The sequence below is a fragment of the Paenibacillus massiliensis subsp. panacisoli DSM 21345 genome (assembly GCF_000426545.1).
Taxonomy (GTDB): Bacteria; Bacillota; Bacilli; order Paenibacillales; family Paenibacillaceae; genus Paenibacillus; species Paenibacillus panacisoli.
In genome coordinates this window covers 610,589-623,257 of record NZ_AUFO01000001.1, presented here as the reverse complement: position 1 = coordinate 623,257, position 12,669 = coordinate 610,589, and the positions used below count along the sequence as shown (strand labels likewise).

Genomic DNA, 12,669 nt, shown 5'->3' with positions numbered 1-12,669 from the left:
GTTGTTGTGCTTGAGCTCAGCTGAGCTGGACTGTCGCACCTACTCCAAATATCAATGATATTAGCGCTGCTGTTCCTCTTGCCGAACGCCGCGCACACCCAGATACCTGAACAAGCCCCCGAGCAGGACACTACCAAGCGTCAGCAGGAATGTAAAATTGCGTACAGCCGGAACATGATCATGCAGCGTAGCAGGTAGCCAAGGGAAAATCCCATATGTATAATCCATCGTATCATTCAGGAAGGTCCACCCTGCTGCCAAGGCCAAAGCCCCCGCTCCAAAGGTAAAAAAACGCACATACAGCAATACCTCTACCGCCATAATCGTGTGGGAGGCAACGAGCATCCAGTCGGTAGGCTGAATCATTCCTCCCTGGGCTGCCCCAGCAAAGATAATTGCAGATGCCCATACACCGTATTTCACGCTGGTCACTACCGCAAGAGCTTCCAGTACTGCACGCAGCGCCCTGCCAAGCAAACGTTTGGGAGGATACAGTAAAAATAACAAGGCTGCACAAAAAAATAGACTTGCTGTCGGACTATCGGGTACAAAAACTAACAGCCAGCCTGGGTATTCCTCCCAAGTATAGCGAAGCTGCGCCCCGTACCATACATACCCATACACAGTGCCTGCCAGATTACAAATGAACAGTAGCCACAAAAAATACCGATTCGTCAAAAAAGCCCGACTCCATAACAACGAAATTGACAACCCATGTTCCCCCTCCGGCAAGGACGTGGACCTCATAAACAGATCCAGCCATGTACACACTTTAAAAAGCCAAGAAATCGTCCTTGGACGCTCCTCCACAAAAAAACAGACCGCACTTGGCGGAAGGATTCTTGCAAGCAAGGTCCGATCTCTTCGGCTCACGCAAAGCTTATGTACAATATCTAAAAGTGTACCACCATCTTGAAGAAACCTGACCGCATATACGGTCAGGCTCTGTATTCTATTCTACTGTGGCTGCTGCATTTAAGCAAGCTTGCAGCTTATCGAATCATCGCTTTCAGTTCATCCGTAAGATTCCGAAAAGCTACCTCGTCTTTGGAAGCTAATGCCTCGTCAATGGCTAGGTACAGCTTCTCACTACGATACTTTTGCAAAGCATCATCAAGCACCATTTCAGCTGACAGTCCCAGCATGACTTCATAAGTAACTTTCATTTTATCCATAGGATGCACCTCCAAACTAGGGTTCAAGGAATTTGATATTGCTTGCCTTTCTCTACATAATTCTGTGCCGTAAGAGCCATTCGCTCCAGATCCGCCTCTGTCAGCTCGCGCACTACTCGTGCCGGGGAGCCTAGTGCCAGCGTATAGGGAGGAATCTTGCTACGCTCCGTTATGATGGAGCCTGCCCCTACTAAAGCATATTCACCAATCTCTGCGCCGTTAAGTACGATAGCCCCCATGCCAATTAATGTACCTTTGCCGATCGTGCAGCCATGGATAATAGCAGAATGACCTACCGATACATCCTCTGCCAGCACCAGCGGCTGATTCGTGTTCACATGACCCACGACGTTATCCTGAATATTGGAACGCTCCCCAATGATTACTGGCGCCATATCTCCTCGAAGCACCGCATTGAACCATACTGAGGATTGTGCAGCGATGGTGACATCCCCTACCAGCTTGGCCCCTTCGGCTACATACACGGTAGGATGAACAGAAGGCAGATAGTCCTTGTAAGCAATCTTCATAGAACTCACCCTTTCTACATTTGGATGAGATTCTAGCAACCACCGTCAGGAATGTCAACACAGCTCGATGCCATAGCTTCGAACGGCTTCCTTACCCCATGCTGTCATCTGGATCGCACCTTGCTCCTGATCCGTTGACCTGAGCATTCCCAGATGCATCATCATCCGGAGAAGACGTCTAGTGAATATATCCTCTGCTGTATCATAGTAGAAGGGCTTGATATATCCCTGTACCTGCTCGAACAGCTCTTGACTGGATATCCACTGCTCCGTGCATGTACAAATCCAGTAGACCAGTGAGAACAGATTCGGGATAGCGCCTTTATACAATCTTAACCAAAATCTGAACAACTGTATCATACTGTCCTCAAGCGGTATATCCAGCGCCTCTCGTCCTGCATCTGTCAGGATCAGCAGTCCGTTCCGTTCCTGAATCAATCTGCGGTGCAGTGCATAATCCAGTAGCAATGCCAGACGATCAGGGTAATGCCTGAACGACCTCCCGTATCCAAACCGCCAGCCTCCCTTGGCTGTAAGCTGCTCCGCAATATGCATATGCTCTATGAGCTGCTGTTGGCTTCTTCTGTACATGACACCTTCTGCATTCAAGGTAATCTCATGACCAGCTACAAATTGCAGCATGAGTCTCAGATCCTCAGCCAGCAGATGACCTTCATCCCGATATGCCTGTGGGGGGGGCAGGCTTGTCACTGCCGCTCGCATGCTTTTGCTGATCGTATGGCGAAGTCGCTTCTTCAGATCCTCCGGCATCTGATACAGGTAACGCGTGTTGTGCGTCGAACCGTTGAATAGCCAGCCCGAGTTGCGCAAACGGGATACGACCGTTCGGGGCGTCTGCTCGGCGCTCTCTTCCGCGTCTCCAATAGCTTGACGGGCTGTAGCCAGCAGCTCCTCCATGCTCAGGTAGGGTCTTTCGTCAAAAAGGAGACTGTTCAAAAATCTGCGGTCTGCTACATGCAGTTCCTGCACCTGTTGCTCGAAGAAATCCCTTCCTCCCAGCTTGCTAAGAATTCCCTGAATCAATTCGTGCTTGGAGTTAGGCTTGCATTCACAAGCATAATGATCGGCAATTCTGTTCAGTTGTCCAATATCCGCAAAGGTGAGCATATCTGCAAGGTTCAAGGGTTCCACCGCCTTATCTTCGTCCTGTCGCTGGAGAATGGATTCTAGCCTTAGAAGCAATGCTGTCTATGCACATCTTTGACGAATTTATGCTCTCTTAAACGTAAAATAGAGTAAAAAGAAAAAAAGGCTTCCTTCAGCCGAGGCTGTAAGAAAACCTTTGAATATTTCTTCCTATAGCAGATGCTATGCCTAAAGCAAATGATCCGTGCTGTTGAACAGCACCTTCACCCATTCCAGATCCTCTCTTTTGATAATCGTAAGAGATAGATTCCCAATTCGTTCGCTCACATGCTCGGGGTACAGTCTGGAATACAACTGGGCAAGCAAAGCACCATGCGATACTATAAGCAAATTTTTGTCCTGATGTTTATCCCATACATCCTGCAAAAACTGCATTCCACGCTCAATCAGAGCTGACTCCGATTCCTGGCCAAGATTGAGCAAATGCCATTCCTTGCCCCAACGAGCTTCCCGCTCCTCCTGAGTCAAGCCCTCAACCTCGCCATAAGCCCGCTCTTGTAGTCGTTGGTCCGGCTCCAGAACCGGAATTTTCAGTATTTCGCCCAAAATTTCTCCAGTCTCTCTTGCTCTGGACAAGTGACTTGTAACAATAGCGTGCCATTCAAAAGGCTCCTGGAGTAGCCTTTCTCCTAGCAAGCGGGCCTGTCTTCTGCCCTCGTCATTAAGTGCAATGTCACTTTGCCCCTGAATCTTACCCATTGCATTCCAGTCTGTAAGACCGTGTCTGATCAAACCTAGCAGCATTGTAGTTCCTCCGTAGTTCGATTAGTCCAGCTTCTATATTGCGAGCTCACTGCATACTTGGCATTTGATCTCTTGTTCTTTGTTCACCTAGCGCCTCACTCGGTGCACCCAACTGATGGACACCAGAGCCAGAGCCACCGCGAGTACAGACAGCACCATCCAATACTGCGGATACGTAGGAATCAGATTCCCTACAATCGGTTCCATAATGCCAATATGGCCTTCGGGAACATGCACAATAAAGCTTGATGAAGCCGAATCTGATCCAGCCACACCGGTAGGCATCAGGCCTGATGGTTGCAGGGTTGTCTCTGTCGGTCGGACGTTGCGTCCGCTAAGGTTCAGCACCAAAAAACTGCATAAAAATAGGGCGAGAAATCCTGCAATCCAGAGCGATACATGCCTGCGAAGTGCAGGACTGATTCTGGAACGCCGATTTTCGCCAGGAACTAGCCATGGAGATTCTGCGTAGATCCGCTCCATGACTCTGCGATTTACTTGCTCTGCTTGCTCTTCAGTTACTTCATCTACGAACTCTTGAACAGCCAAGCTTTTCACTTGGCCCAAATCTTGATCTGCCGAACAGTGCTCACAATCCGCCTGATGGTCCTCAGCCATCTTGCGGCGCGGGTCTTGCTCGGACAAATGATCTAGCTTGCCGAACAATTCCTTAGCCTCCCTGCATTTCATCGGCTCTTCAGTCCTTCCCTTTCCTCAAATACGGGTTCAAACAAATAAGGCTCCAATTGGTTCTTAACACTTGAACGCGCCCTGAATAAAAGAGATTTTACAGCACTTACCGTCTGTCCGAGAATCTTTGCAATCTCCTGGTAGTCCAGTTGATCATATTCTCTGAGAATCAAAGCGGAGCGTTGCTTCTCAGGCAGATTCTTGATCGCTTCCCGTACCATCTCGACCTGCTCTGTACGCAAGATCGCCTGCTCTGGTATCAGATCCGTAGGTGCAACCGGCACATAACCACTTTCCTCTAACGGTACACTTCCGCTCCGCTGCTTACGCAGTTCGCTGAGCACCGTATTCCGTGCAATTGTGTACAGCCAGGTTGAGAACGATGCATCCACTTCACGGAAGGTCCCGAGGCTCTTATAAGCCTTGTAAAAGGTCTCTGAGCACAAGTCCTCTGCCATCATCTCCAGGTTGGAGCTTTTTAACATATGATATACAAAAGCCAGAATTTTACGCTGATACCTGCGCATGAGTTCTGAATACATTTCCACATTGCCTTGCTTAATTTCCTGAATCAACTGGGAATCTGTCATCATCCGAGTGAGAGCCTCCTCGCCCCTAACATGCCTGTTCCCCGTTCGACTCTATATATGTATTACCGAACAGGTTATTAAAAGTTGCGGTCAAGCCGCATATTTTTCTGAAAACAAACAAAACAACATCATCAACAAAAAAAGAGCATCCGTCCGTCGAAACACACTAAATATAAATAAAAATAAAAAAAACAACCAGGTTCCAAAAATGCCTAGTTCATTGTATCACAAAAAACCAGTGGTCAAAAGCTCCAAACAAGCCCGAAAATCATGAAAAAATAATGTGAACAATCAGAAACATTTCCAAACCCTTACTGTGCCTCATCCCAAAGGTCTTTTGCTCAAGACTTTTATCATGTAATTTAACACAGACCTTTAGTATAGATTTGGGGAATGACCTAAGCGTGGCCTTAGAAGAGATCTTCAGCCTAGAATATATTTCGAGATTCTACCTCGAAATATACCATATGCTTTCTCAAGCCTGTGAATTCCTTAGTATGAATATCGGATTTTTATAAATCTTTTTTAAGACTCCTTAGAACAAAAAAAAGACCACCTAGGCCAAGGCCTAAGTGGTTACTACTATGTCTCAAGTAGTTTAGTTAAAGGATAGGAGTGGAGAGAAACCATACTGTACTTTTATTATATGTATCCGTTTTCATTTTGTCAACACTCTTTTTTAAGCGTTTTCTTTTTCCTTAATATTGAAAATCGGGTCCCATATAGGCAATGAATGGACGAGCCGCCTGCCCTCCATCCACCCCCGCATGAACCCGAGATGTCTAGCTAAATAACAACATGATGGCCTTGGGACTGCAAGAGCTCCCTTGCCCGGTTCCATGCTTCCTCCTGTCGGAAGGACAGACGCAGGATGCCAGGCACATCCTCCCTACTCTCAATAATCTGCATGTTGCTCAGATTGATACGATGGTCGCCCAGCAATGTCGCAATCTGACCGATGATACCAGGTGTATCCGGTACATCAATATACAAATCGAACGTTGACGTGATCATTCCCTTACGGCGCTCAGGCAATTCACTACGGAATGCTCCGGCTGTCGCAAACTCCTGCTCAACCCCAGAACCATCCTGGCATTCCAGCAGCTCGGTAAAACGTTCGATCTGGCTATTCCAATCTCGCAGTAACCGCAGTAGTACCTGCCTATTGCTAAGCAGGATGTCCCGCCAGACGATAGGATCACTGGAGGCAATCCGCGTAATATCCCTGAAGCCTCCAGCAGCCAGTGTACTGTAGAGTGGATTTTCCTCATCATAAGCCCGCACCTGATTCACGAGTGAAGCTGCGATAATATGCGGTAAATGACTTATTGCACCTACAATATCATCATGCATGATAGGCTCTACTGTCACAACCTGCGCTTTCGTGTGGCCCAGCAGCTCCTTCAAAGCGTTCACGGCTTGCTCAGGCACCTTCGCGTCAGGACACAGCACATAATAAGCATTCTCGAACAGCACAGAAGAAGCTGCTGTTACCCCTGAACGCTCCGAGCCTGCCATTGGATGCCCGCCGATAAAATAAGCTCCTTGAAGGTTCGTCTCAGACGCCAGGCGGGTAATCGAGGATTTAGTACTACCGACATCCGTAATAATACAGCCCTGCTTGAGAGGAAGCTCTGCCAGCTTGAGCAAATAATGCTCCAGCAGACTTACTGGCACGCATAGAAAAATAAAATCGGCATCCTCGGTTGCTTCCTCCAACGAAAGAGTAGCCGTATCCACGACGCCTCGTGTAATCATGGGGTCCATGAGTTCTGGCATATGAGCGTGGCCGACGACGGTGATTCCCGGTTTCCCCTTAAAGCAAAGACCAAGTGAACCGCCAATCAGCCCCACTCCAACTATAGCTATTTTCATCAGAATCTGTCCTATCAGTTATTTACGCTTTAACTGCTCTCAGTACCTCTTCAAGCGCATGAATAAAGGCTGCGTTCTGCTCTGGAGTCCCTACCGTTACGCGAATGAATGTTGGATGTTTCTTAAAGCCTGCACGGATAATGATTCCTTTGCGCAGCAAAGCGTCAAAGACCTCGGATGAAGGACGTCCAACATCCACCAAGACAAAGTTCCCATTAGCGGGGAAGGTCGCAAGCCCAAGACGCGAGAATTGCTCCTGCAAATAAATAATTCCGTCAGCATTCTTCTGACGGCAGTGATCAACAAAGGCCTGATCCTGAAGCGCTGCTCGTGCTGCAGCTTGTCCCAGGCGAGACGTGTTGAACGGCTCCCGCACCTGATTGATCAGCTTGATCACGGCTGCACGTCCAATTCCATAACCTACACGCAGAGCAGCAAGTCCATAGATCTTGGAGAACGTACGAAGAATGACAAGATTATCGTATCGGGATAGCAATTGAATGCTATTGGGATATGAAGCATCGGTTACATACTCGAAGTAGGCTTCGTCCAGTACGACCATTACATGCTGTGGAATACGATCCAGGAAAGCAGTGAGCTCATCCTCGGTAACAATAGTTCCTGTAGGATTATTCGGATTGCACACCCAAATGATTTTGGTCCGTTCGTTCACACGAGACAGCATCGCACTCAGATCATGAGTCCCATTTTCCAATGGAACCTCAATGGTTGTGGCTCCTTCGATATCAGCATTGCTCTTATAAACGGAGAATGTCGAATCTGCCATGATCGTCTCGTCGCCTGGCTGCAAGAAAGCACGCGCAATCAGAGCAATCACTTCATCCGAGCCACACCCGAAGATAATCTGATCAGACTGAACACCAACATGCTGAGCCAGCTGTGCTGTCAGCTCAACAGCACTCCCGTCCGGATACAAGAACAGCTGTGATAGCTCATTTTGAATCGCTTGGGCTACTAGAGGGGAGCTTCCATATGGATTCTCATTGGAGGCCAGCTTGATGACCTCGCTCAGACCCAGCTCCTTCTTTACTTCTTCAATCGGCTTGCCCGGCTTATAGACCGGAAGACCGACAATACGCTGTTTTGGCTGCATGCCAGTTTCCCCCTTCTAGATGCATCATTGCGCGTACGTGAGCACGTACGCGCAATGCAAAAAATTATACTCTCAATTGTGCCACAAACTGACGAATTTGCAATAGTCCATCCTGTCTGCTACCAGACTCGCGAAGCAGAGGAATAGTCTCTTCAATCTGCCGCACGATGGCACTGCCCACCACGACGCCATCGCACATCTGCGAGAAGTGCTGCACTTGCTCCCGTGTAGAGATCCCGAAGCCGACAGCAACTGGAATATCAGTGAAGCTCTTGACTTTGGCGATGAAGCTATCCACTTCATTATGGAAGGAGGACCGCTCACCCGTTACGCCAAGCGAGGATACACAATAAATAAATCCGCGTGCATTCTTCACGATCTTCTCAATTCGCTGATCGGATGTCGGGGCTACCAGCGGCACGAGATGGACATCGGCCTCTTCCGCCATCTTACCCATGACTTCCGCCTCCTCAATGGGGAGGTCGGGAATGATCAGACCACTGATATCATGCGTCCGAATCGTTGCAAAAAAGGTCTCCAATCCCATCTGTAGAATAGGATTATAGTAGGTGAAGAGAATGAAGGGTAGCTGTGACCCGGCTTCTCTCGCTTGCTTGGCAACCTCCAGACACGAGTGAATCGTAATTTGGCTCTGTAAGGCCCGCTCGGAGGCACGCTGGATGACCGGACCATCAGCAAGAGGGTCCGAATAGGGAACTCCCAGCTCCAGAATATCTGCCCCGGCCTCCTCCAGCTCGTGAATGATATCCAAGGTCGTATTCAGATCCGGGTCTCCCACCGTCAGGAAAGGAATTAGCGCTGTTCTCCCTTCACCGCGCAGACGCGTGAAGACTTCATCCATTCGATTCATGACGGCTCACCCCCTGTATACTTAATGATCGATTCTACGTCTTTATCACCGCGTCCAGACAGGCAAATGACTACAACATCATCACTGCTCAGTTGAGGCGCCAGTTTGATGACCTGGGCGATTGCATGCGAGGATTCAAGCGCCGGCAGGATTCCCTCCAAGCGGCACATGAGCTGCAGGGCCTCGATAGCCTCATCATCGGTAATCGGTACGTATTCCGCTCGTTCAATATCCTTCAGATAGGAATGTTCTGGACCTACCCCCGGATAGTCCAGGCCCGCCGAGATCGAATGTGCAGGCTGCACTTGCCCGTATTGGTCTTGCAGCAAATAGCTCATGGAGCCCTGGAACACGCCGTGTGTCCCTTTTGTCATCGTAGCCGCATGATACTCTGTATCTACACCTTTACCTGCTGCCTCTACTCCGACCAGCTTCACAGTCTCATCCTCCAGAAAAGGATAGAACATGCCGATCGCATTGCTACCCCCTCCGACAGCGGCTACCACGACATTCGGCAGTCGGCCCTCTGCCTCCAGAATCTGACGGCGCGTCTCATCGCCGATGACTCGCTGGAAGTTACGAACCATCATCGGATACGGATGCGGTCCAACCGCAGAGCCCAGAATGTAAAAGGTATCATGCACATGGCTAACCCAGTAACGTAGCGCTTCATTACCGGCATCCTTGAGGGTCCGTGTCCCTGAAGTGACAGTAACGACCTCTGCACCAAGCAGACGCATGCGAAATACGTTCAGCTGCTGGCGAACGGTATCCTCCTCGCCCATGAAGACTTTGCATTCCAGCCCAAGCAATGCAGCCACAGTCGCTGTAGCTACACCATGCTGCCCTGCACCAGTCTCAGCAATAACCTTGGTCTTGCCCATTCGCTGTGCCAGCAGTCCTTGTCCCAGTGCATTATTGATCTTATGCGCACCTGTATGGTTCAGGTCTTCACGCTTCAGGTAGATCTTGGCTTGTCCGAGATGCTCACTGAGTCGCTTCGCATAGTACAGTGGCGTCTCCCGTCCCGAATAATTCTGCAGCAGATCATTCAGCTCCGCATTAAATGCTGGATCATCTGCATACTTCCGGTAAGACTCCTCTAGCTCAAGCAAAGCATTCATCAGGGTCTCAGGCACAAATCTGCCCCCGAACACCCCAAAGCGTCCGTTCATATCAGGATATTGTGTCAAGCCGCTTCACCCTCTCCACAAAACTTGTAATTTTCTGTATATCCTTCATCCCATCTGTCTCTACGCCACTGGATACGTCCAGTCCGTCAGGAGCATATAGCGCTATGAGTTCTGTGACATTCTCTGAATGCAGGCCTCCAGCGACGAGCAGTGTAATTCCATGCTGCTGTGCCCAGTCTTGATAAGCAGGAATTCTGTCCCATGCAAAGGTTCGACCCGATCCTCCCCCATATACGGGGTCATGTGTATCTAGCAGTAGAGCATCTATAGTCCCGATATAGTCATCCAACTGGTTATGTACAGATGCTTCTGTACCATCCGTAATAGGAAGTGCTTTGATCACCCTTAGGCCCAATTGTTCCTTAACTGCACGGCAAAATTCAGGACTCTCCTGCCCATGTAGCTGAATAATATCCAGCGGGGCTGTGTGAAGCAGTTCCCTCAGCTCTTGTAGCTCGGGATTAACAAATACGCCGACACTTTGCGGCGCAGCTTCCGTCTGCCATTCCCTTAGAATAGGGATCAGCTCGGCCGCCTGCTGTGCTGTGACCCGACGCTTGCTTGGCGCAAATACGAATCCGATATAATCCACTGGTAAATGTACCATAGATTTTAGCACTTCAACGCTTTGAAGTCCACAAATTTTTACGACCGTCCTTTCCATGCTGTTGCTCCTTTCCCCAAGCTCATAAAGCATGATCCCCAATACTATTAGCGTTGCATTGCTGTTATCATTAGCATTACTGCGCTGCTTCTGTGTTGCTTCTGTTCTGCTTTCATTCTGTAGCTGTTGTCGCCACTTTCCTATTGCTGTAGCTTACCTTCCATTAATTCGAGCACAGCACGTCCGATATCCTGCTGACGCATGAAATATTCCCCTACCAGTATCCCCTGTGCTCCTGTTCCTCTAAGAAACTCTACATCCTGCGGCCCAGCTATGCCACTTTCACTAATTAGTGTTACATCATCCGGTACCAAGGCAGCTAATTGCTCCGTCGTCTCCAGTCTGGTCTCGAATGTACGCAGATCCCGGTTGTTCACCCCGATGAGGGTTGCTCCATCCACCTCTAATACCGTTTCCAGTTCTTGACGATCATGAACCTCCACGAGTACATCCATACCTAGTTCACGAGCTGTGCGATGGTAGCTGGCGATCTGCTCTGGTTCCAGAATGGCCGCGATCAACAGAATTGCATCTGCACCCAGCACTCGTGCTTCATAGATTTGCAGCTCATCAATAATAAAATCTTTCCGCAGCAACGGAATGCTGACGGCATTTCGAATAGAGCGCAGTACCTCGGGTCCCCCTTGGAAATATTCCACATCCGTAAGCACCGAGATGCAATCTGCACCAGCCTCTTCATAGGCACGAGCAATGTCCAACGGATGAAAATCAGGGCGAATCAAGCCCTTGGAGGGTGAGGCCTTCTTGACCTCTGCGATTAGGCCCATAGGCCGTGTGCGATTTTGTGAGAGCGCAGCCTCGAAGCCCTTGGTAGCAGGTAACTCTCTAATCACTCTTTCTGCCTCTGCGATAGAAAAGCTTTCCTTAAGTCTCGCAACTTCTTTGTGCTTGGTGACGACGATTTGATCAAGATACATGCTCATATCCTCCTGTTGCCATAATTAACTGCTGTAGTTTTTCCTTTGCTTTGCCTGTATCAATGACCTGTGCAGCGGTGGCTACACCTTCCTGCAAAGAATCGGCCAGACCTGCGACATAGATGCAGGCACCTGCATTGGCCAACACTACATCACGATACGGTCCCTGCTCTCCGTTCAGGACACGGTGGATGATATGTGCATTAGTAGCTGTATCCCCACCCAATACCTGCTCCAGAGGATATGTGCTAAGCCCCAATTGCCCGGGATCTATATCGTATGTCAGTATATCTCCATTCCTGAGCTCCGACACCGTCGTCGGGGCTGAAATGCTAATCTCATCCAGTCCTTCATGACTGCATACAACCAAAGCCCGTTTAGAACCTAGTCGCTGAAGCACGGCTGCCACAACATCCGTCTTGCTCCGATCATAGATACCAAGTAGCTGACGATCAGCTCCTGCCGGATTCGTAAGCGGACCAAGCATATTGAATACTGTTCTGACCCCAAGCTCACGTCTTGGAGCTGCTGCATACTTCATAGAAGGGTGATACAGCTGAGCGAACAGGAAGCATATACCGACATGCTCCAAGCACTCCTTCGCCTGCTCCCCGTTCAGATGAATATTCACACCTAGAGCTTCAAGTACATCTGCGCTGCCAGCTCTACCACTAGCCGAACGATTACCATGCTTGGCGACTCTCACAGAGGCTGCTGATGCGATAATAGCAGATACAGTAGAAATATTGAATTTATGAATACCAGATCCCCCAGTACCACAAGTGTCAAGGAGCTGACGCTGCTCTACCTGTACGCCTTGTGCATGCCCACGCATCGCTTCTGCGAAGCCCGTAATCTCCTCGACCGTCTCCCCCTTCATGCGCAGTGCTGTCAGCAAGCCGCCAATCTGAGCGGACGTGGCCTTTCCATTCATAATGTGCTCCATCATGCTCCGCGCTTCGAACTGGCTCAAGTCCTTGCCTTCCAGTATGTGGTTCAGTCCGTTCTGCATCAAGTGCTCCATGTTCATTGCCTACTCCTCCTCTTCTCAATTTGTAATCCTTCTTATGAATAATGCAGTGTCTGCCAGCGACACCTTTGTCTTATATGCTTATTGC

14 protein-coding genes are annotated in these 12,669 nt (G+C 49.2%); all 14 read right to left on the bottom strand.

The window, feature by feature from the left end; translation table 11 throughout:
* Positions 1-60: 60 nt before the first annotated feature.
* Entirely contained in the window at positions 61-711 is a 651-nt protein-coding gene (locus tag K331_RS0102865) for a DUF1405 domain-containing protein (RefSeq protein ID WP_028589099.1), read from the bottom strand.
* Between the two features lie 281 nt (positions 712-992).
* On the bottom strand, positions 993-1,175 hold the full coding sequence (locus tag K331_RS0102860; protein ID WP_018886220.1) for an IDEAL domain-containing protein: 183 nt from the start codon (positions 1,173-1,175) through the stop codon (positions 993-995).
* 23 nt (positions 1,176-1,198) lie between these two features.
* Positions 1,199-1,705, bottom strand: coding sequence for a gamma carbonic anhydrase family protein (locus tag K331_RS0102855; protein WP_018886221.1), 507 nt, complete (start codon positions 1,703-1,705; stop codon positions 1,199-1,201).
* 54 nt (positions 1,706-1,759) lie between these two features.
* Positions 1,760-2,848, bottom strand: coding sequence for a hypothetical protein (locus K331_RS0102850; RefSeq protein ID WP_028589098.1), 1,089 nt, complete (start codon positions 2,846-2,848; stop codon positions 1,760-1,762).
* Positions 2,849-3,040: 192 nt separating this feature from the next.
* On the bottom strand, positions 3,041-3,616 hold the full coding sequence (locus tag K331_RS0102845; protein ID WP_028589097.1) for a histidine phosphatase family protein: 576 nt from the start codon (positions 3,614-3,616) through the stop codon (positions 3,041-3,043).
* 87 nt (positions 3,617-3,703) lie between these two features.
* A complete protein-coding gene (locus tag K331_RS0102840; protein WP_051289553.1) occupies positions 3,704-4,282 on the bottom strand; it encodes a hypothetical protein in 579 nt (192 codons plus the stop codon).
* Positions 4,283-4,302: 20 nt separating this feature from the next.
* On the bottom strand, positions 4,303-4,899 hold the full coding sequence (locus tag K331_RS0102835; RefSeq protein WP_018886225.1) for an RNA polymerase sigma factor: 597 nt from the start codon (positions 4,897-4,899) through the stop codon (positions 4,303-4,305).
* A gap of 783 nt (positions 4,900-5,682) precedes the next feature.
* A complete protein-coding gene (locus K331_RS0102830) occupies positions 5,683-6,771 on the bottom strand; it encodes a prephenate dehydrogenase (protein WP_028589095.1) in 1,089 nt (362 codons plus the stop codon).
* Positions 6,772-6,793: 22 nt separating this feature from the next.
* Positions 6,794-7,885, bottom strand: coding sequence for a histidinol-phosphate transaminase (gene hisC, locus K331_RS0102825; RefSeq protein WP_028589094.1), 1,092 nt, complete (start codon positions 7,883-7,885; stop codon positions 6,794-6,796).
* 64 nt (positions 7,886-7,949) lie between these two features.
* Positions 7,950-8,756, bottom strand: coding sequence for a tryptophan synthase subunit alpha (gene trpA, locus K331_RS0102820; protein WP_028589093.1), 807 nt, complete (start codon positions 8,754-8,756; stop codon positions 7,950-7,952).
* Positions 8,753-9,949, bottom strand: a complete 1,197-nt coding sequence (gene trpB, locus K331_RS0102815; protein WP_028589092.1) for a tryptophan synthase subunit beta — start codon at positions 9,947-9,949, stop codon at positions 8,753-8,755. Before trpB ends, trpA begins: the two co-directional genes overlap by 4 nt.
* Positions 9,933-10,613, bottom strand: coding sequence for a phosphoribosylanthranilate isomerase (locus K331_RS0102810; protein WP_028589091.1), 681 nt, complete (start codon positions 10,611-10,613; stop codon positions 9,933-9,935). The genes trpB and K331_RS0102810 overlap by 17 nt, the downstream gene beginning before the upstream one ends.
* Positions 10,614-10,753: 140 nt before the next feature.
* Positions 10,754-11,551 (bottom strand): indole-3-glycerol phosphate synthase TrpC, encoded by a 798-nt coding sequence (trpC, locus tag K331_RS0102805; protein WP_028589090.1) that lies wholly within the window; start codon positions 11,549-11,551, stop codon positions 10,754-10,756.
* On the bottom strand, positions 11,541-12,581 hold the full coding sequence (gene trpD, locus K331_RS0102800; RefSeq protein WP_028589089.1) for an anthranilate phosphoribosyltransferase: 1,041 nt from the start codon (positions 12,579-12,581) through the stop codon (positions 11,541-11,543). The genes trpC and trpD overlap by 11 nt, the downstream gene beginning before the upstream one ends.
* Positions 12,582-12,669: the final 88 nt, after the last annotated feature.

What these genes read in the sequence shown, in the direction of transcription:
- K331_RS0102860 (WP_018886220.1), bottom strand. Translation starts at nt 1,175, where the DNA reads ATGGATAAAATGAAAGTTACTTATGAAGTCATGCTGGGACTGTCAGCT.
- K331_RS0102855 (WP_018886221.1), bottom strand. Translation starts at nt 1,705, where the DNA reads ATGAAGATTGCTTACAAGGACTATCTGCCTTCTGTTCATCCTACCGTG.
- K331_RS0102845 (WP_028589097.1), bottom strand. Translation starts at nt 3,616, where the DNA reads ATGCTGCTAGGTTTGATCAGACACGGTCTTACAGACTGGAATGCAATG.
- K331_RS0102835 (WP_018886225.1), bottom strand. Translation starts at nt 4,899, where the DNA reads ATGATGACAGATTCCCAGTTGATTCAGGAAATTAAGCAAGGCAATGTG.
- K331_RS0102830 (WP_028589095.1), bottom strand. Translation starts at nt 6,771, where the DNA reads ATGAAAATAGCTATAGTTGGAGTGGGGCTGATTGGCGGTTCACTTGGT.
- hisC (WP_028589094.1), bottom strand. Translation starts at nt 7,885, where the DNA reads ATGCAGCCAAAACAGCGTATTGTCGGTCTTCCGGTCTATAAGCCGGGC.
- trpA (WP_028589093.1), bottom strand. Translation starts at nt 8,756, where the DNA reads ATGAATCGAATGGATGAAGTCTTCACGCGTCTGCGCGGTGAAGGGAGA.
- K331_RS0102810 (WP_028589091.1), bottom strand. Translation starts at nt 10,613, where the DNA reads ATGGAAAGGACGGTCGTAAAAATTTGTGGACTTCAAAGCGTTGAAGTG.
- trpC (WP_028589090.1), bottom strand. Translation starts at nt 11,551, where the DNA reads ATGTATCTTGATCAAATCGTCGTCACCAAGCACAAAGAAGTTGCGAGA.
- trpD (WP_028589089.1), bottom strand. Translation starts at nt 12,581, where the DNA reads ATGAACATGGAGCACTTGATGCAGAACGGACTGAACCACATACTGGAA.